The organism is Robertmurraya siralis, from assembly GCF_005502275.1.
GTDB classification, from domain to species: domain Bacteria; phylum Bacillota; class Bacilli; order Bacillales; family Cytobacillaceae; genus Robertmurraya; species Robertmurraya siralis.
This window is the reverse complement of record NZ_SWLZ01000010.1, coordinates 40,844-59,869: the sequence shown is the minus strand read 5'-3', so window position 1 is coordinate 59,869 and position 19,026 is coordinate 40,844. Positions and strand designations below refer to the sequence as shown.

Sequence of the window (19,026 nt, the reverse complement as noted above, 5' to 3'; positions counted from 1 at the left end):
AAAATGATAACATCCATCGATAGGGAGCCCTTTCGATGGATGTTGTCGACAGTCTGAACCTTCCATTTAAAATGGAAGGCTTTTTTTTGTTAGAATGCCTTTTTGACTGGTAAGGCAGTAAAATATATAGTAGAAAATAGATAAGCATATAGTGCATTTTTCAGCAAATTTATCATGACAAAGGGGCTAGTTTTTTATGAGGGAAAGTATGAAGATATTTGAAAAGTATTTAGCAGGTATTGATCATCCTGAGCATCGAGAACGAACTGAAGCTATTTTAACATGGATAGCAGAAAGATTCCCTAATTTAAAACCGGAATTCAAGTGGAATACACCGATGTTCTCTGACCACGGCACCTACATCATTGGTTTATCAATAGCAAAGAAGCATCTGAGCATATCACCTGAAGAAGCAGGTATAGAGCGATTTGCGGATGATATTGCACAGGCCGGATATAGTGCTACAAAAGGTTTGTTTCGAATTCAATGGACTGAGCCTGTTCATTACGAGCTATTGGAGAAAATGATTGAATTTAATATAGAGGATAAAGCTGATTATACTAAATTTTGGCGATGAACAGTCTGAGTCTCTTAACTAGAAAGAAGAGGGGTGTTTCGACATGACAACTCGTAACCCAAAGGTTGATGAGTTTTTGAGTAAAGCTACACAGTGGAAGGAAGAATTTGTGAAGTTGCGAGAGATTGCTCTTGCTAGTGGATTGAGAGAGGATTTTAAGTGGATGCACCCTTGTTACACGCTCAATGGAAAGAATATCTTTTTATTCCATGGATTCAAGGAGTATTGTGCAATTCTTTTTCATAAAGGGGCTCTATTGAAAGATAAGCACGGCATCCTGATCCAACAAACGGAGAATGTGCAGGCTGCACGCCAGCTTCGTTTTACGAAGCTTCAAGAAATTGTTGAATTGGAGCCTATCATAAAAGAGTATATAAATGAGGCGATTGAAGTTGAAAAGGCTGGATTGGAAGTAGCCTTAAAGGAGAAAAACGAATTTAGCGTCCCTGAAGAATTGGAGAAAAAATTTGCTGAAATGCCTGATTTGAAAGCTGCTTTTGCATCTTTAACTCCTGGACGACAAAAGGGGTATCTCCAGTATTTTTCTCAAGCAAAGCAATCGAAAACTCGTGAGACAAGAATTGAAAAATCGATGGAACGTATTCTTATGGGAAAAGGCTTAAAGGATTGCATTTGTGGATTATCCAAAAGAATGCCTAATTGTGACGGCTCCCATAAGAACGCTTGATAAAAAAGCAAGAAGGGCTGACATCCAATTAATATGCTCTCCCTTAGATAGACAAATAAAAACCTATTTTACCTTAAGGGGAGCATATCATATCTATCAAGTAAGCCCATTCTTACTTTTAAAAAATGAGGTTAACCAGTTAGAACATCCTCACTAGGGTATTTTATTTTTTCAATTTCCGGTTGCGCTAGAGAAAATGCGAGAGTAAGTGGACCTAATTTACCAAAAAACATAACAAAAATAATGATCAATTTTCCAATCGTTGATATATCTCCTGTGAATCCCATCGATAGACCTACAGTCCCGAAGGCGGAAATGACTTCAAACAGTAATTTCAAAAAAGGCAGCGGTTCAGTTATATTTAAGGTAACGATGGCTAAAAAAATAAAGCTAGCACTGATGGTTAAAATAGCCAAAGAGCGAAAAACCACCTTTTCCTTAATGGCTCTTCTCCCTACCGTTATATTTTGCTTTTCTCTTATAAAAGTAATAACAGAGAGTATGATAACTATATTATTTTCAGAGATGTTTGCTTTGTTCTTTCCTTTTTTGGCACCCTTACAATGAGACTAGGTTCGGGATACCGAGTGTTGTTAGTATGTTTTGAAGCCTCCATTGAAAAGAGAAAAAAATAATCCTTAGTTGTTGACAATCGGTGAATAAATGCTTAAACTTTTTTATATATTCAACGTTGAATAAACAAAGGAGTATTTCCAGTGACAAAACTATTAGTATTAGCTATGCTCAGTATACAGCGAATGTCAGGTTATGAAATTAAATCGATGCTTGAACTGAATGATGCACAAAGATGGGCTGGGGTATTGCCAGGCTCGATTTACAATGCTCTCAAAAAGCTTGAAAAAGAGGGGTATATTGAAGTGGCCAGTATTGAAAGTAGCGGTCACCGACAAAAAGCTATTTATAAAATTACCCCTAGTGGAGAGGCCTATCAAAAAGAATTAGCTTTAGAGTGTCTTGGCAGTTCAAAGGTGAATTATCCCACTGATTTATATTCTGGGCTTTCTCTTGCTTATCAACTTCCTAAGGATGAAGCGATTGAACAACTAACGAAAAATAAGGAAAAATTAATCCTTGAATCTCAAGCTGTCAAAAGTGGTCTAACAGAGAAAGAAAAAGCATTGCAAGGAGAAATTCCACAATTAACTAATGTGGTGTTTAATCATATGTTTGAAATGATTGAATCGCAGATTAAGCTTATTGAGGCTACTATTGCCATTATTGAACAAAAATAACAAAGCCATTTATAGTGGCTTTGATTTTCACTAAATAGTCAAAGTTGATTATACAAAGGAGAGTATGTATGAAGCTAATTGAATTTATAAATGTTGAGAAAAGCTTTAAAGGTAGAAAAGTAATCAATGAATTGAATTTTTCGATTTATTCTAACGAAATTATTGCATTAATTGGTTCTAACGGTTGTGGAAAAACGACCACGATTCGTATGGTCTTAGGGATAACTGAACCTGATAAAGGAATGATTAAGAGACGGTCAAAAGACTTTAATAAAAAAGTCGGTGCACAGCTGCAAACAACACCTTTTTTTGAAGGCTTTAGTGTGGAAAACAATTTAAAGCTGTTTAGTACTTTTTATCAGTCAAGGCTGACAAATGAAAAGATTGCAGAGATATTGAAAAATTATAGTCTATTGGATGTAAAGAATACGTTAGCTTCCAAGTTATCACTAGGTCAACAAAAAAGGTTGGCTATTAGTATCACAACGCTGCACAACCCAGACTTGGTAATTCTAGATGAGCCTACAGCAGGTCTTGACCCAAGCGGACAGCGAGAGGTTCAAAACATGATTCGTCGTTTAAAGTCGCAAGGTAAAAGTGTTTTATTCTCCTCCCATGATATGTTAGAAGTCCGTAATACAGCTGATCGAATCTTAATAATGGATCGAGGGAAGTTGTTAGAAGATGGGGGACTGGAAACCATCCTTAAGAAACATGGTGTATCAGGTTTTGAAGAACTATATTATCAATTAATCAAAAAGGAGAATCAAAATGGCTAATATTATTCGGATTTCACTTGAAAAGGATATAAAGGATTTCTATCTCTTATTCTGGTCCATTTTTTTACCATTTGCTACACTTGTGTCCTTGGCTATCTTTGAAGTAAATGTAAATGAAAATATATTAGTTGGTCTCATAACGATGAGCATCTTTTTCTATTGTTGTACAACGAACTCATTTTCCATTTTTGCGCAAAGGAAGCGTGGTGTTTTTGATTTATTGACGATCACTCCTTTTTCTTTATGGAAATACCTTAGTAGTATTACCATTAGCCAGACTGTCATTGCTTGCACGGTTTCGACTCTGTTGTTGTATAGTGAAAATAGCATATTTGATTTGAAAATATCAGCATTACAGTTTGTATTGTTTATACCCTTTTTCTTTATCGGCTCCGCCATATTTACCTTAATGGGTTTCATACTTTCAAGCTTTCCTAAAAATGAAGGACAATTAAGCATTAGTTCGAATCTCGTGATGATTCCTCTTTTTCTCTGCAGCAGCATCTTTTTTAAGCTTGGCAATTCTCCTATGGTGGTTCAATGGCTTAGCTGGATTAACCCTGTTGAGTGGCTACAAAACGGTTATCGTTCTATCTTAGCGACTAACTATGCTGATTATTTAGTTTCCGTTGCGGTTCTTTTCGTATTTTTAGTCATCACTCTTATAATCTCGATCAAAACTTTTCGAATGAAGGAGACTTGAGTTTGCCATTTAGGAGGAGTTCAAAGTAGCTTATAAAAATGTATTTTACAACAAAGATTGAATTCCGCTCCGCAAATTGATATAGTAATTTCAAATATGTATTCAATGATGTGATCAAGTAAATAAGGATTGTGAACCAGAAAATATAGCCTTGGCTGAAAGCTATATCACCTCTCCTTATTGAAACCTACCACGGAGAAGTTAGTAAACCTAACCGAGTCGTTTCGTTAAAAACGTTAGAGGGCATAAAATTTTTATGTCGAACTAAGGTGGTACCACGTCTATAAGCGTAAAGACGTCCTTATATAGGACTCTTTATGCTTTTTTTAGGTCATATTATTTTTTCAGGAGGAAAGAACATGTCTCAAAAAACAAAAGATTTTTCAAAATGGTATATTGACACCATCCAAAAAGCGGATTTAATGGATTATACACCTGTTCGTGGCTGTATCGCGTTTAAGCCAGATGGCTATGAATTATGGGAACATATCCAGGCTGAAATGGACAGACGTTTCAAAGAAACTGGTCATCGCAATGCCTACTTCCCAATGCTAATTCCTGAATCGTTTTTCCAAAAGGAAAAGGATCATATCGAGGGCTTCTCACCAGAATTACCTTGGGTAACGGAAGCGGCAGGAGAGAAATTAGAAGAGCGTTTAGCGCTTCGTCCAACTTCTGAAACGATGATTGGTCACCTTTATTCTGACTGGATTAAAAGTTATCGCGATCTACCAGTTTTAATCAACCAATGGGCAAATGTGTTCCGTTGGGAGAAAAAGACACTGCCATTCATTCGTACGTCTGAGTTTTTATGGCAGGAAGGTCATACGGCACATGTCGATGAAGAAGATGCTCGTAAAGAAACAATGCAAATGCTAAATATCTATAAGGAAGTCGTAGAAGGACTGTTGGCCATCCCTGTTTATGATGGTCAAAAGACACCATCAGAGCGTTTTGCTGGTGCTGTTGACACCTATTCCATCGAAGCGATGATGCAGGATGGAAAAGCTGTACAAGCTGGTACTTCCCATTATTTAGGGACAAAGTTTGCAGAAGCATTCGATATTAAATATTTAACGAAAGAAAATAAACACACATATGTTCATACAACGTCTTGGGGGACATCGACTCGTTTAATTGGCTCCGTTATTATGGTCCATGGCGATGAGCAAGGACTTGTATTACCACCAAGAATTGCTCCAACGCAAGTAGTGCTTATTCCTGTAGGCCCTTGGAAAAAGAATCCTGCTATTATGGAGAAATTAGATGAGATTTTTGCAGCTCTAAAAGCAAAAGGAATTCGTGTCCGTCTTGATGACAGCGATCAATCACCAGGGTTTAAGTTTAATGAGTGGGAATTAAAAGGAGTTCCAGTACGAATTGAGCTCGGCCCTCGTGATTTAGAAAATAATCAAGCCTTAATGAAAGCACGTGATGAAGGGGATAAAGTTTCTGTCCCGTTAGAATCTGTCATTGAGGCGGTTGAAAAAGAATTGGAGACGATGCAAACGCGCCTATTCGAAAAAGCAAAAGCCTTCCGTGCAGCGAACTCACATACACATATCGATACGCTTGAGCAGTTAGAACAGCATTTAGCCGAATCAGAACAAAATGAAACGATTCCTGGTTGGATCTTAGCTGGTTGGTGTGGGGATGATGCTTGTGAAGAAAAGGTGAAGGAACAAACGAAATTTACAACTCGTAACATTCCATTTAACCCACCGACAACAAAAAGCACTTGTATCTGCTGCGGACAAAAAGCGAAACATACCGTCTGGTTTGCTCGTGCGTATTAATCGGAAAATAAAAAGCCAACTTCTTTCGTAAAGAGGTTGGTTTTTTGTCGTCCAATTATGGAATAATTAAATTTACATATATCTCCGTCCCTTGGTATGATAATGATGTGGGGTGAAGCCCTATAATTGTATGTAACAGGGTGTTATCACTATGATTATTCAGTTCATTCGTTATAGATAAGAAGAGGTATAGATAGTTTATGGACCCAAATTTTGTTTTTTTTGAAAACGAAAAGAGGGTTTATTTGTCTATGCCTTTTTCATTTATTGAATACGAATGAATGAGGTGAATTCTTTGTTACCAAAAAATAAAAGAATGATGAGTGCGGAGTTTGTAAGCAAGCATCTATTTCTGTTTGCTTGTCCCATTTGTCATTCTTCGATGAAGGTTTTCGAATTAAAAAGTTTAGTTTGTTCCAATCAGCATACTTTCGATTTTGCAAAGCAAGGGTATATTAATTTAACGACGGGTCAAATAAAAACGAAATATAGTAAGGAACTTTTTGAAGCGCGAAGAACACTAATGACAGAATCAACATTTTTCAAACCGGTAGTCGAGACGATAGCAAAACTAATCAATAAAGAGGGAATTCAAGCAAAAAAAGAGCTGTCCATTATTGATATGGGCTGTGGAGAAGGTTCCCATCTTGCTAGTATTTGTGATTTAGTATCAGCCAAGGGTAATAAAAAAGTGGTAGGAGTAGGTATTGACTTAGCGAAAGAAGGAGTTGTGGTTGCTGCTAAAAATTATTCTGAAAATAAGTTATGGGCTGTGGCGGATTTAGCACGTACTCCTTTTATTAACAAGCAATTCGATGTGATTCTCAACATCTTATCTCCCTCTAATTATGCTGAATTTAATAGATTGTTGAAGGAGGACGGACTTGTCATAAAAGTGATCCCTCAAACTGATTATTTAAAAGAGTTAAGGGATTATTTCTTTCATGAAACAGAAAAGCAAACCTATTCAAACGAAGAGACTGTGGAAAGATTTCAAGATAGTTTTCGTTTTGTGGACAGCTCAAGGCTGCGTTATCGTGATCATTTAAATGGACCGTTAATCTGGCCATTAGTTCAAATGACGCCTTTAACATGGGGGATAACAGATAAGCAAGCTGCATCTTTTTTAGAAAAGGAAAGTATAGAAGTGACCATTGATCTAGAAATTATGATTGGCAGAAAGTAATTGAATTTAAAAAACTTTTAAGGAGGGAATATTGCCTTAAAGTTTTTTATGTACGATGGTGTAATAGAAAGAAGTAAATGGAGGAATAAATAATGACTGCAGAACTGATTGTAAGAGATGAAGTACTTATTGATGCACCCCCTGCAAAGGTCTGGAAGGTCCTGATTACCCCAAAATATGTGGCACAGTGGGATGAACTTCCTGAGGATTATCCGAGTGAGGATATGTCGAAGGGAAGTGAAGTTGTTTGGGAACATAACGGTGAGAAAACAATAACGACGATTATAAAAGCAGAGGAAATGAAGGAACTGCAAATTGCTTTATACCAATCTAATTGGGAAGTGCAGCCGGATGAAGGGGACGTAGCGTATCGCTACAACTTAGAAGAACGAAATGGCAGTACTCTTTTAAAAATCGAAATTGGTGATTTTTCACTTATCGAAAACGGCCAAATGTATTATGATGCCTCCGTTGAATTTGCATCGAACTCAAAACATGTGATCAAAGGACTAGCAGAAAGTCTATAACTGTCATTGCACTCAAAAAAACTTGGAATCATGACATGCTCCCTTAAGGGTAGAGATTTAAAAATAAACATCTGCTTACTTTAAGGGGGTAAGATTTTTAAGAAATAGTACGAAGCGAAAGACCGCCATTCAAAGATGGTCTTTCGCTTCGACCGTATTCTTATTTAGAAGCAGGCATCTTGTAATCCATAATCGACGCTACCGCTGTTTTCCAGCCTTCATACTTGCTTTCTCGTTCTGTGTCTTTCCAGTTAGGGAAATATTCGTCTTCCATTTGGTAAATTTGGTCGAGGTTTTCTTCTGTCCAGAAGCCTATCCCTAAACCACCGGCGTATGAGGCACCGAGAGCTGACAGTTCTGCGGCCTTTGTCGTAACAACGGTTTTCCCTAGAAACTCCGATTGAAGCTGCATCAGCATTTTATTTTTTGAGGCACCGCCGTCTGCTCGTAATTCATATAATTTGATTCCTGTTTCATGACTCATCAGGTCAACCACATCACGAATTTGATAAGCGATGCTTTCTAAGCAGGCCCGGAGTATGTGAGAGCGGGTTGTGGAACGGTTCATTCCCAAGATGGCTGCTCTGGCATTCGGTCTCCAGTAAGGAGCGCCAAGACCAACGAAGGCAGGGATCACATAGACTCCTTCTGTATCTTGAATAGAAGAGGTTAACTCTTCCAGCTCTTCGAAGGTCTGAAACAGGTTCATATTATCGCGTGCCCATTTAATTGTATCCCCACTTGTATGAATAATTCCTTCTAGTGCATATCGGGTTTCGTTTTTCAGTTTCCATGCCAGTGCTGACACCAGTCCGTGTGTGCCTGTAACTGGTTCCGAGCCAACGTTCATGAGAACGGAGGAACCTGTACCATATGTCGCTTTCCCCATACCGGTCTCTGTGCAGCGCTGGGCAAATAGGGCGGCCTGAGAATCTCCCATGACCCCGCAAATAGGTAGTGAAATCCCTGCTTCAACTAAATCGGGATCTGTGACATAGCCGAAAAGGTCATCAGATGCTCGTACTTCTGGTAAAAGCAATTCCTCTAATTCAAACAGCTGAATAAGCTCTGGGTCCCATTGAAGGGAATGGATATTAAACAATAAGGTTCTGCTGGCATTTGTGTAATCAGTTGCATGAACAGTTCCGCCAGTTAATTTCCAAATGAGCCAGCTATCAATGGTACCTGCTCTCCACTGACCGATGATTTCTTGGTTCTTAATAAGGTTTAAGAGCCATTTCCACTTGGTTGCTGAAAAATAAGGATCTAAAAGCAACCCTGTTTTAGAAGTAATAAGAGGTTCTTGGCCGGATGATTTATATTCTTCGCAGATTTCAGCAGTTCTGCGGCATTGCCAAACAATGGCTCGGTGTATAGGCTGCCCTGTTTCAGCATCCCAAATTAAAGCTGTTTCTCTTTGATTGGTAATAGTCAAGGCTGAAATCTCTCCGAAGGATACGCTAGCTTCAGCTAGGACCTTTTTTATAAGCTCTTTCACATTCTCGTAAATTTCGTTAGGGTCATGTTCTACCCAACCAGCTTGTGGGTAAAACTGTTTATGAGGCTTGGAACTCTTTTTTACAATTTGTCCTTCTTTATTAATAAGAAGAGCCTTTGTTCCAGATGTACTTTGATCGAGTGCTAGCAAATAGGTTTGCTTCAATGCTTATCCCTCTTTTCTGAGGCCTTCTTCAATGATTGTTGCAACATTCCCAGCACTAATTCCGTAATGGTTGAATACTTCAGCCGTTTTTCCAGCAATTGGCGGTTCATCTGGAATTCCGAGAATTTTCAATGGAACTGGGCAATGCTGGGAAGTAGTCTCTGCTACCGCTGCTCCAAGCCCGCCATAAATACTATGCTCTTCTAAAGTGACGATAAAGCCAGTTTCTTTAGCAGCTTTAATGATTTCTTCAGTATCAAGTGGTTTAATGGTGTGCATATTGACAAGACGGGTACGAATTCCCCTTTGGGCAAGAAGAGCACATGCATCTAGTCCGACCTTTACGGTTTCACCACATGCGATAATCGTGGCATCAGTTCCTTCATGTAACCGTACTGCCTTGCCGATTTGAAAATCATAGTCATCTGATTCATATACATCCTCTACAGGATTGCGACCAATTCGCATATACACTCCACCATCATAATGCACGAGTGCTTCGGTCATTTTTTTTGTTTCATGGCGGTCAGCAGGGAGCATAACGGCAAGACCTGGGATCGCCCGTGTTACGGCGATATCCTGTAAGGAGTGGTGAGACATCCCTAAAGCTCCGTAACTAACTCCGCCACTGATACCTACAAGTTTGACATTCGTACCAGAGTAGGCTACATCCACTTTTATTTGCTCGATACTTCTCATGCTCAGGAAACAAGCTGGTGAAGTGATGAACGGCTTTTTCCCGCTATGGGCTAACCCTGCAGCCACTCCCACCAGATTCTGCTCGGCTATTCCCATTTCAACAAATTGATTTGGGTATTTTTCGGCAAACGGACCCATCGCTGCAGAACCACGGGAATCACTTGCAAGAACGATAATATCTTGGTTATCCTTAGCTAAATGCATGAGTGTATCACATATTACTTGGCGGTTTGCAATTTTATTCATGTGGTTGCCCCTCCTTAGAGACCAAGCTCTCGATCTGCTCTGTTAGTTCTTTTATGGCAAGAGCTAATTCTTCATCACTAGGAACGCGATGGTGCCAACCAATCGCATTCTCTGCAAAAGAAACCCCTTTTCCTTTTACCGTATTGGCAATGATCAGAGTTGGTTTTCCTTCTGTATATGGAATAGAGTTGAAGGTTTCCATCAAGGAAACAATATCATTTCCATCAATGGACACGACATGCCAGCCGAAGGCCTCCCACTTTTTATCAAGAGGGTCCAGTCCCATCACATTTTCCGTGTTTCCGCTAATTTGCAGGCTGTTACGGTCGATGATCCCTACTAAATTATCAAGCTTGTAATGGGAAGCGGACATGGCAGCTTCCCAGATGGAGCCTTCCGCCTGTTCTCCATCTCCCATTAAGCAAAACACGCGATAATCTTTATGATCTCTTTTGCCAGCTAGAGCCATGCCCACTGAAATTGGAAGCCCGTGTCCAAGAGCACCTGTATTCATTTCAATTCCAGGAACTTTATTATTCGGATGTCCGATTAATCTAGTTCCAAATTGAGAAAACGTTTCTAATTCACTTTTTGGAAAGTATCCAAGGTCAGCCAAAATACACCATAAAGATTCAACAGAGTGCCCTTTACTAGCGATAAATCGGTCGCGTTCAACCCATTTTGGCTCTTGTGGGTTATGGCGCATCGTGTGGTAGTAAAGAACGGTTAATATATCGGTGTTACTAAGGGATCCGCCAGTATGGCCAGCTTTAGCATTATGAATCATTTGAAATAGGCGAATGCGAATTTCGGCAGCCTTTTTCTTTAAGTCAATGATGTCCATCACTTTAAATCACTCCCTCTTAACCATGCTTTAATTTCTTCCTCGGTCGGGTCAACTGGGTCAGGATTCAAACCGGGAATATAGTTACATGCTTCGTATAAAGCTGGAATCACATTTGCGTGTATTCCAACAGAATGGTGGACGTATGGCCCTTTTACCAACTTTTCTTCCCAAAGAGGCCAATCGTTTACTTCTACCCAAACGTAGGAACCTCTTGTGTAAGGACCTTCGATTCCTTTCGCTTTGCCTAAGAAAATAGAGTATTCACCGTGATCACCATCAAAGCGGGCGAGAGTCATCGAACCACCGCGGATTTCTCCTTCATGTGTACCAGGTGAATGGTCATCAAATAAGAAATGTCTTCTTAATTGCGGCTTATCTTCCACGCTCAACGATACAGGAAAGTTACCGCAATGGAAGAGCAGCTCTCCGTTATCATTTTCTGGGTGTCTAATCGTTAAATCAGCAAAGAAAGTTGGACAAGTATTGAGTGTAGCTGCCTGAACCATGACAGAAGTGATTGCCCCATGAATATCCGTTTCACAAGTAACTGGAATCTGTTCATCTGTTAAAATAGCATTTGCTAAGCAAGGCATGATTCCCATTGAATCCTGGAGGGAAGACCAGCATTGGATGGCAATGGCTGTACACTTGTTTTCTGTTGCGATGGTTTTCATCGCTACTTTTAAGGATGCGATTCTTCTAATATCTTCATCACTTACATCAATGGCATCCAAATTCGTTTTAATATATTCAATCGCTTCAGCTAGTTCAGGAGTGTCTTTCTTTTCGACCTTCTTGGAGGCTCTCTTTATATCTTCTAGTGTAATAGGGTGGAGCTCAATTCCGAAACGCTCCAATAGTTCTCCTTCATTGCACATCATCGTCCAGAAGGAAGTAGGGCGTGGTCCAATTTGCAAGATTCGTAGAGAATTGAAAGCCTTTACAACATTAGCTGCAGCAATGAAGTTTTTAAATCCACGTTCAAAGATGGGATCGTCAACACGACAGTTTGTAATATATGTGAACGGAACATTGAATCTTCTGAGAACTTTGCCGGTAGCAAACAAACCGCATTGTGTATCCCTTAGTCGCATTCCATCTTCAAGTGGTGCTTCATCCCGAGGTCCCCATAAAAGCACAGGTTTACCTAATTCTTTTGCCACGCGAGCAACCGTATCTTCAGTTCCAAAGTTGCAATGAGGGAAGAAGACCGCATCTATATTTTCTTCTTTGAAACGTTTAAGGATTTCTTCTGAACCAATTAAATCGTTATACAATAAGCCTTCGGAGTTTATTCCCTCTAAATCAACAATATCGATCTCTAAGCCAAAAGACTCCATTTTTTCGCGAATTTGTACCTTATAACGATAAGCATCCTCTGCACTAAACGTAAAACGTCTAGTTGGGGCATAACCTAATTTTAATTTAGCCACCTCTATTTCCTCCTTGTGTGTTGATTTAATCAAATCGTAACACCGTAAAAATTCGACGTCAATAAAATAATTTAGTATTTTTACTAAATTATTTTATAATCAACTTAATTTTTGAACATTGAAATAAGCTGCTAGACCTTGATGTAGCTAGGTAAGCCTGCAAGGCAGTACTGTAGTTGATATTGGATGAGCTTTGCCTCTTTTTGTTACTTTTTTTAGGACTATTGGAGAATTTAGGGTAACAGTCCGGAGTGAAACCCTCAATGGAGCTCATAAATCACTTCGCAGAGATCATAAAAGCGACCACCTCATATCCGTTGGTCTGTGTAGTTTGATTTTCCATAATCAGCCCTCATGAGTCACTTAGCTGTATGGCTTTGTAGTTTTAGTCAAAGCAACGTTACTAAACGGAGGGGTGTTTTTTTAGGTGTTAATCACCATTTTTGAACAACATCGGCGGACTGCTGCTGATAGAACTCATCACCCAATTATCGATGTGAAAGTTGAGTAATGGATTAGTAAAGATGGTATATTCAATTTACTATAAACTTGGTTATGACTTGTACATATCGAAAAATGTGAGTAAACTAAAATTGTTTATGAAAACAGTTAGTATTGTTCACGGCAGGCATACCGTAGAATTTTGTTCTTTTGGAGAGGACTTAATCATATATCTTTGGGAATTGCAAATATTGTACGGGTGGAAGTAATAATTTAAAAAAATGATGTAACGGACGGTGGCAAAGTAATGAAATTAGATGATATAGCAAAAAAAGCTAACGTATCGAAGTCGGCTGTGTCCCTTGCTCTTAGCGGGAAACCAGGAATTAGCTCAGAAACTAGGGATAAGATTTTACGAATTGTAAAGGAGACGGGCTATATACCCCGTTCAATGGTTAAAGCGGAGCAAGTTTATGGGAGCACAAAAAAGATACTTCGTTTTTTAGTATTTTCAGATGCACGGTTTATTGGCTTGCAATATCATAAACAGCCATTCTTTATGGAACTCATACATTATATTGAGGAGCATTGTAGGAAATTGGGGTATTCATTAATGTTTTCGACAGTAGATATAAGTCAGTTTGATAAGGATATTGCTAAACTAAATGATGAAGTTGAACATAGTGGCATTATTTTACTAGGAACGAACTTAGAAAAAAAACAAATAGAAAAGATATCGAAAAATAACCCCAATTTAGTAGTATTAGATACTTACGTACATGAGTTAAATGTTGATTTTGTTGTGATGAATAATATTATGGGTGCCTACCAGGCAAGTGCTTATTTAGTTGAGCAAGGTCATAAACATATAGGATATGTTCAATCGGAATACAGAATGCATAATTTTGAAAATAGAAAGCGGGGATTTCAAAAAGCCAAGGAAGAATATGGCTTTGTTTCAAAGGAGGAGGATGTGTTTTTTATGTCTCCAACCGTGTTATCCTCTCAAGAAAGATTCCAAAAAGAAATACAAAAGAAAATGGAGCAAAAAGAAACATTGCCGACTGCTTTGTTTTGTGAGAATGACTACCTAGCCATTAGTGTAATTAAATCGTTGCACGAAATCGGTCTTCACGTTCCGGATGATATATCGGTGATTGGATTTGATAATATAAAGGAGTCTGTGGTTATCTCTCCGGAGTTAACGACTGTTCATGTAGATAAGGAGACATTGGCATTAAAAGCAGTTGAACAGCTTATTCGGCTTATTGAAGAGAAAGATAAAATGGGGATCAAAACAGTTGTCGACACAAAAATAATTGAGAGAAAATCGGTAAAAAATTTTAGTAAATAATATTTTCCAGGAGGATGTGATTCTCCTTTTTTTATGTATTTATACCTTTTTATACAGTATTAACCAGTATTAATTAGAAATAGTTTGAAAAAACTTAAAACTATCCATTGACACCTAAACTAAAATATTTTAGAATCTACTCATGGAACATGTTTCATAGTTCAATCAACCTGTTTATTAGTGTAATTTATACTAAAATAATTTAGTGCGGTATTCACTCTTACCTTAAATTACAGTAAAATGTTTACTCGGATTATTGAACTAGTCAACTGTTCTTTATTTTTACGTATAGATGAAAACGCTTACCCTTGTAGGGAACTTTGCCAACATTAAAGGGGTGAGGGATTATGACAAACATGCGGAGAATTGCCAAGGAGGCAGGTGTAGGGATCGCTACGGTCTCTCGTTATATCAACAATACAGGGTATGTAAGTGATGAGCTAAAGAAAAAAATCGAAGAAGCGATTGAAAGAACGAATTATCGACCTAATGAACTGGCGAGGGCTATCTTTAATAGAAACTCCAAAATCATTGGTCTTATCGTTCCTAACATATCAAATCCATATTTCAACGAGCTTGCTCTCATTATTGAAGAGGTTGTAAGTAAAGCGGGTTACTCTATTTTTCTTTGTAATACGAACGACGAGCTGGAAAAGGAGCAACATTATATTAACGTCTTGCAAGGCCATCGGGTGGCCGGAATTATTACGGTGAGAAGCCGGTGCAAGGAAGAGTATACATTTCTTGGTGTTCCAGTTGTTTCCTTTGAAAGCGTTATCTCCGATGAAATTGTTACTGTTGCGACTGATAATGTTAAAGGGGGAAAGCTTGCTTTTAATCATCTTTATGAATGCGGTTGCCGGGAAATTGTTCATGTATCCGGTCCAATTTACTCCAGTGCTATTACAGACCGATGCAATGGCTTCTTAAAAGAAGCCGATAAGAAACAGATAACAATCGACCTTCTTCAATTTGATACAGATTTTCAGCGGAAAATGCTAGAGTCCAATATTCGGGCACTTGAAGATATTGAGAAGTATGATGGAATTTTTGTTTTTAATGATATCGCTGCAGCAACAGTCATCCGATATTGTCAACTTAAAAAGGTAAAAATTCCTGAAGAAGTCCAAGTAATTGGATACGACAACAGTTATATTGGGGAATTTTTATACCCATCGCTAACGACGATAGAGCAATCTGTACAAGAAGTAGGTATAACATTGGCCGATGTGGTTATTCGTCTGATAAGAGGCGAAGAGGTTCAAGAACAACGTATATCAATAGAACCAAGGCTAATAAAAAGGGAAACCACTAAATTACAAAATAACTCTGTTCAGGGGGTGTGACCATGGAAATAAGAATGACGGACATTAATAAAAGCTTTGGGGATGTCCAAGTTTTAAAAAATGCTGGGGTCCATGTTAAAGAAAAAGAAATTCATGCCCTCATGGGGGAGAATGGTGCTGGTAAATCAACCTTGATGAAAATTTTAACAGGGGTCTATATGAAGGATTCCGGTAAGATCGAAATCAATGGGGAAGTTCAAGAAATCGAAAGTATTCGAGATGGTGAAAATAAGGGAATTGCTTTTATCCACCAAGAATTAAACGTTCTGAATGAAATGAGCATTGTGGATAATATGTTTTTGGGGAAAGAAATCAAGAATAAATTCGGATTAGTAGATAAGACAACAATGGCAAAGCTTGCGAAGGAAAAACTTTTATTACTTGGTTTGGATGTTGATCCAAACACATTAATAAAGGATATTTCCGTAGGAAAGCGCCAGCTTGTGGAAATTGCGAAAGCGCTCTTAATGGAAGCAGAGTTAATTATCATGGATGAACCGACAGCGGCATTAACGGACAAAGAAATTGATCTGCTTTTTAAAATCATTAGAGATTTAAAAGAAAAAGGTGTTTCATTTGTATATATCTCTCATCGCATGGAAGAAATATTTGAGTTATGTGATGAAATCACAATCATGCGTGACGGGGAATTCATTGGTCAGAAAACGATTGCAGAAACAAACTTTGATGAAATTGTCAGCATGATGGTAGGGTATGACCTAGACGACCGATTCCCAAGAGTTGATGTGGAACCAGGAGAAGTAGTGTTATCGGTTAAAGAATTAACACATAAAGGCAAATTTGAGGATATCAATTTTGAGGTACGTGAAGGTGAGGTTCTTGGTTTCTCTGGATTAATGGGTTCAGGCCGGACAGAAATCATGCATGCGATATTTGGAAATATTCCTTTTGATTCTGGAACAGTGTATATCAACCAGAAGGAAGTTAAAATTAACTCTCCTATTGTTGCACAAAGATTAGGAATCGGTTTCATTACCGAGGATCGAAAAAATGAAGGGTTAATACTCAGTTTTTCAGTAGCTGAAAACACGGTGATGCCTTCTTTAAGAACCTTTACGAAAAACAAACTTATTCAAAAAGGGCAGATTTCAGAGGTCGTCGCGGAGTATATAAGGAAGTTAAATGTACGGACCCCTAATCAGACAATAAATGTTGGAAACCTTAGTGGGGGAAATCAACAAAAGGTTGTTATTGCGAAATGGCTCATCACAAAACCCAAGCTTCTTATCCTTGATGAACCGACAAGAGGCGTTGATGTTGGTGCCAAAAAAGAAATCTATGAAATTATTAATGAATTAAAAAAAGAAGGAGTTGCTCTTATCGTCGTATCGAGTGAACTTCCAGAAGTGCTTGGAATTTCAGACCGTATAGCGGTTATGCATGAAGGAAAACTTAAGAAAATTTTCGATATTAAAGAGGCGACTCAAGAAAAAATCATGGAATATGCAACAGGTGGGGGGGTATAAGCATGGAGAAGTTAGGAAGTATATACAACAGATTCGGTACAATCATTGTTTTGCTTGCGCTGATGCTGATTGTAACCATTATTAATCCGCAATTTTTAACTATGTATAATATTTTGAATATCTTTAAACAAGTATCCATAAACGGACTGATTGCACTTGGCATGACATTCGTTATCTTAACCGGAGGTATTGATTTATCAGTTGGGGCGATATTGGGGTTTTCAGGGATGATACTTGGCTTGATGATCACTGGGGGAACACCAGATTTACTAGCAATCCCAGCTGTATTAGCGATCGGTGCTTTACTCGGATATTTTAATGGATTTTTTATCTCTAAGCTGAAGCTACAGGCTTTCATCGTCACATTAGCAACAATGACGATGTTTAATGGACTTACGTTGATTGTTTCAGATGGGATTCCAGCTTCCGGTGTAACGAAGGATGCACCTGTACTAGATTTCTTTAGCCAGGGAAGTATACTGGGGATTCCATTTCCAATGATTATTTTTGTAGTAGCTTTTCTTATTCTATTAATTTTATTGCAGAATACAGTTTTCGGCCGCGGTGTTTATGCGATAGGAGGAAATGAGGAGGTTGCTAGGCTTTCCTCTATACCGACCAATAGGATAAAGACATGGGTTTATGTCATAAGTGGTATGATGTCAGCGTTAGCAGGTGTTGTATTAACATCTCGCTTAAGCTCAGCACAGCCCACTGCAGGAGCAGGCTTTGAACTAGATGCGATTGCGGCAGTTGTTATTGGTGGCACAAGTTTAGCAGGTGGTAGAGGGAGATTGTTTGGAACCTTTATTGGGGTTCTCATTATTGGGGTCTTAAATAATGGCCTTAATATTATCGGAGTTTCAGCTTTCTTCCAGCAATTTATTAAAGGGCTAGTTATTCTCCTTGCGGTCATTTTAGATCGCAAGAGTGCTAGATAAGTAAGAAAAGATATTAGGAGGGGCAAACAATGAAAAAATTTTCTTTAGTCTTACTGGCTGTATTCCTTTTCATTTTAGGAGGATGCAGCAGCAATGAAAGCGGTGGAGAGGCAAATGGAGGAAATGGAGGAGAAAAGAGTGAAGGTTCAGGTAAAATCGCTTTACTTATGGCGGATTTAGGCAATCCCTTCTTCCATGTTCTAAGTGATTCTGTAGTGGCACAAGGTGAAGAATTAGGGTATGAAGTGCTGGTTTATGATGGTCAAAATGATGCTTCTAATCAGCCATCTCAAGTTGAAGATGCAATTCAAAAGGGTGTAGATGCCATAATTATCAACCCTGCCGATGAATCATCAACAGCCAATGCATTAAAAGAAGCTATTGCTCAAGATATTCCGGTTGTAACAGTTGATAGAGCAGTGGATGTGGATGGCGTATTATCTTATTTAGTAACAGATAATCTTAAAGGTGGAAAACTTGTTGGTGAATGGTTACAAGAGAAGTTGCCTGAAGGTGGCAAAGTTATTCACATAGAAGGTGTTATGGGGACAGCTCCGCAACGTGAACGTGGAGGTGGATTCTTAAGTGTCATCGATCCAAAGGAAAATCCTGACAGCAAATTTGAAATTATAGATACAGCTGTAGGTGACTTCTCTATGGCACCAGCTGAAGCAGCAATGTCAGATTTATTAGCTAAGCATGATGATATTGATGTGGTTTTCGCTCAAAACGATACAATGGCTGTTGGTGTAGTACGTGCTATCGAAACAGCTGGCAGACAAGATGATGGTATCATTGTGATTGGATTTGACGGAGCTCAGGAGGCTTATGATTTAATTGATGAAGGAATAATGGCGGTAACAGCAGTACAAGATTTCGAATTTATCGGAGCAGAAGCTGTAAACTACGTTGATGCCTATCTTAAAGATGGTACAAAGCCAGAACCTGAAGTATTAGTTGACGTTTATATGTCAGATTCAAAATAATCATTAAGTAATAAGAAAAGGTGCCCCTTTATGTAAGATAAATAAAGGGGTATTTTTTTACACGTTATATAAGG

18 protein-coding genes and 1 other annotated feature are annotated in these 19,026 nt (G+C 38.5%); of the genes, 13 read left to right on the top strand and 5 right to left on the bottom strand.

Going from position 1 to position 19,026, the window contains the following annotated elements; all coding sequences use genetic code 11:
* Positions 1-208 precede the first annotated feature (208 nt).
* Both FCJ93_RS13325 and FCJ93_RS13320 read left to right on the top strand, forming a co-directional pair.
* Positions 209-577 carry an iron chaperone gene (locus tag FCJ93_RS13325; protein WP_095310887.1) on the top strand — a complete coding sequence of 123 codons (369 nt, stop codon included), beginning with the start codon at positions 209-211 and terminating at the stop codon, positions 575-577.
* A gap of 43 nt (positions 578-620) precedes the next feature.
* Entirely contained in the window at positions 621-1,265 is a 645-nt protein-coding gene (locus tag FCJ93_RS13320; protein WP_137743908.1) for a YdeI/OmpD-associated family protein, read from the top strand.
* A gap of 131 nt (positions 1,266-1,396) precedes the next feature.
* Here the strand turns inward: FCJ93_RS13320 and FCJ93_RS13315 are convergent, their stop codons facing one another.
* On the bottom strand, positions 1,397-1,747 hold the full coding sequence (locus FCJ93_RS13315) for a potassium transporter TrkG (RefSeq protein WP_328592007.1): 351 nt from the start codon (positions 1,745-1,747) through the stop codon (positions 1,397-1,399).
* Between the two features lie 234 nt (positions 1,748-1,981).
* Between FCJ93_RS13315 and FCJ93_RS13310 the strand changes: the two genes are divergently transcribed.
* From FCJ93_RS13310 to FCJ93_RS13285, 6 genes are all read left to right on the top strand, one after another.
* The gene (locus FCJ93_RS13310) at positions 1,982-2,518 is read left to right on the top strand and encodes a PadR family transcriptional regulator (protein ID WP_095310775.1); all 537 of its coding nucleotides are present in this window, start codon (positions 1,982-1,984) and stop codon (positions 2,516-2,518) included.
* Between the two features lie 68 nt (positions 2,519-2,586).
* The gene (locus FCJ93_RS13305; protein ID WP_137743907.1) at positions 2,587-3,297 is read left to right on the top strand and encodes an ABC transporter ATP-binding protein; all 711 of its coding nucleotides are present in this window, start codon (positions 2,587-2,589) and stop codon (positions 3,295-3,297) included.
* The gene (locus FCJ93_RS13300; protein ID WP_095310772.1) at positions 3,290-4,000 is read left to right on the top strand and encodes an ABC transporter permease; all 711 of its coding nucleotides are present in this window, start codon (positions 3,290-3,292) and stop codon (positions 3,998-4,000) included. Before FCJ93_RS13305 ends, FCJ93_RS13300 begins: the two co-directional genes overlap by 8 nt.
* A gap of 96 nt (positions 4,001-4,096) precedes the next feature.
* Positions 4,097-4,306 (top strand) — a binding site (T-box leader).
* Between the two features lie 53 nt (positions 4,307-4,359).
* Positions 4,360-5,796, top strand: coding sequence for a proline--tRNA ligase (gene proS / locus FCJ93_RS13295; RefSeq protein ID WP_137743906.1), 1,437 nt, complete (start codon positions 4,360-4,362; stop codon positions 5,794-5,796).
* 295 nt (positions 5,797-6,091) lie between these two features.
* Positions 6,092-6,982 carry a putative RNA methyltransferase gene (locus FCJ93_RS13290; RefSeq protein ID WP_235879478.1) on the top strand — a complete coding sequence of 297 codons (891 nt, stop codon included), beginning with the start codon at positions 6,092-6,094 and terminating at the stop codon, positions 6,980-6,982.
* Between the two features lie 92 nt (positions 6,983-7,074).
* Positions 7,075-7,509: an SRPBCC family protein gene (locus FCJ93_RS13285; protein WP_095310768.1), complete on the top strand. Its 435-nt coding sequence runs from the start codon at positions 7,075-7,077 to the stop codon at positions 7,507-7,509.
* Positions 7,510-7,669: 160 nt separating this feature from the next.
* On the opposite strand, the gene glpK is transcribed toward FCJ93_RS13285, so the two are convergent.
* From glpK to FCJ93_RS13265, 4 genes are read right to left on the bottom strand one after another with little or no spacing between them, the layout of a single operon-like run.
* Positions 7,670-9,172, bottom strand: a complete 1,503-nt coding sequence (gene glpK, locus FCJ93_RS13280) for a glycerol kinase GlpK (RefSeq protein WP_137743905.1) — start codon at positions 9,170-9,172, stop codon at positions 7,670-7,672.
* A 3-nt stretch (positions 9,173-9,175) separates the two neighbouring features.
* A complete protein-coding gene (locus FCJ93_RS13275) occupies positions 9,176-10,117 on the bottom strand; it encodes a transketolase family protein (RefSeq protein WP_137743904.1) in 942 nt (313 codons plus the stop codon).
* Positions 10,110-10,961, bottom strand: a complete 852-nt coding sequence (locus FCJ93_RS13270; RefSeq protein ID WP_137743943.1) for a transketolase — start codon at positions 10,959-10,961, stop codon at positions 10,110-10,112. The genes FCJ93_RS13275 and FCJ93_RS13270 overlap by 8 nt, the downstream gene beginning before the upstream one ends.
* Entirely contained in the window at positions 10,961-12,397 is a 1,437-nt protein-coding gene (locus tag FCJ93_RS13265; protein ID WP_137743903.1) for an L-fucose/L-arabinose isomerase family protein, read from the bottom strand. Before FCJ93_RS13265 ends, FCJ93_RS13270 begins: the two co-directional genes overlap by 1 nt.
* Positions 12,398-13,145: 748 nt before the next feature.
* On the opposite strand from FCJ93_RS13265, the gene FCJ93_RS13260 reads away from it, so the two are divergent.
* The 5 genes from FCJ93_RS13260 to FCJ93_RS13240 all read left to right on the top strand — a co-directional run bounded on the left by FCJ93_RS13260 (position 13,146) and on the right by FCJ93_RS13240 (position 18,952).
* Positions 13,146-14,192 carry a substrate-binding domain-containing protein gene (locus FCJ93_RS13260; RefSeq protein WP_137743902.1) on the top strand — a complete coding sequence of 349 codons (1,047 nt, stop codon included), beginning with the start codon at positions 13,146-13,148 and terminating at the stop codon, positions 14,190-14,192.
* Positions 14,193-14,539: 347 nt separating this feature from the next.
* A complete protein-coding gene (locus FCJ93_RS13255; RefSeq protein WP_137743901.1) occupies positions 14,540-15,538 on the top strand; it encodes a LacI family DNA-binding transcriptional regulator in 999 nt (332 codons plus the stop codon).
* Between the two features lie 2 nt (positions 15,539-15,540).
* On the top strand, positions 15,541-17,025 hold the full coding sequence (locus FCJ93_RS13250) for a sugar ABC transporter ATP-binding protein (protein WP_137743900.1): 1,485 nt from the start codon (positions 15,541-15,543) through the stop codon (positions 17,023-17,025).
* Between the two features lie 2 nt (positions 17,026-17,027).
* Positions 17,028-17,966 carry an ABC transporter permease gene (locus FCJ93_RS13245; protein WP_137743899.1) on the top strand — a complete coding sequence of 313 codons (939 nt, stop codon included), beginning with the start codon at positions 17,028-17,030 and terminating at the stop codon, positions 17,964-17,966.
* A gap of 29 nt (positions 17,967-17,995) precedes the next feature.
* Entirely contained in the window at positions 17,996-18,952 is a 957-nt protein-coding gene (locus tag FCJ93_RS13240) for a sugar ABC transporter substrate-binding protein (RefSeq protein ID WP_137743898.1), read from the top strand.
* Positions 18,953-19,026: the final 74 nt, after the last annotated feature.

Bases quoted from the DNA above. Each gene is read 5' to 3' on its own strand.
- FCJ93_RS13325 (WP_095310887.1), top strand. From the start codon at position 209: ATGAAGATATTTGAAAAGTATTTAGCAGGTATTGATCATCCTGAGCAT.
- FCJ93_RS13320 (WP_137743908.1), top strand. From the start codon at position 621: ATGACAACTCGTAACCCAAAGGTTGATGAGTTTTTGAGTAAAGCTACA.
- FCJ93_RS13305 (WP_137743907.1), top strand. From the start codon at position 2,587: ATGAAGCTAATTGAATTTATAAATGTTGAGAAAAGCTTTAAAGGTAGA.
- FCJ93_RS13300 (WP_095310772.1), top strand. From the start codon at position 3,290: ATGGCTAATATTATTCGGATTTCACTTGAAAAGGATATAAAGGATTTC.
- proS (WP_137743906.1), top strand. From the start codon at position 4,360: ATGTCTCAAAAAACAAAAGATTTTTCAAAATGGTATATTGACACCATC.
- FCJ93_RS13285 (WP_095310768.1), top strand. From the start codon at position 7,075: ATGACTGCAGAACTGATTGTAAGAGATGAAGTACTTATTGATGCACCC.
- FCJ93_RS13275 (WP_137743904.1), bottom strand. From the start codon at position 10,117: ATGAATAAAATTGCAAACCGCCAAGTAATATGTGATACACTCATGCAT.
- FCJ93_RS13270 (WP_137743943.1), bottom strand. From the start codon at position 10,961: ATGGACATCATTGACTTAAAGAAAAAGGCTGCCGAAATTCGCATTCGC.
- FCJ93_RS13260 (WP_137743902.1), top strand. From the start codon at position 13,146: ATGAAATTAGATGATATAGCAAAAAAAGCTAACGTATCGAAGTCGGCT.
- FCJ93_RS13255 (WP_137743901.1), top strand. From the start codon at position 14,540: ATGACAAACATGCGGAGAATTGCCAAGGAGGCAGGTGTAGGGATCGCT.
- FCJ93_RS13250 (WP_137743900.1), top strand. From the start codon at position 15,541: ATGGAAATAAGAATGACGGACATTAATAAAAGCTTTGGGGATGTCCAA.
- FCJ93_RS13245 (WP_137743899.1), top strand. From the start codon at position 17,028: ATGGAGAAGTTAGGAAGTATATACAACAGATTCGGTACAATCATTGTT.
- FCJ93_RS13240 (WP_137743898.1), top strand. From the start codon at position 17,996: ATGAAAAAATTTTCTTTAGTCTTACTGGCTGTATTCCTTTTCATTTTA.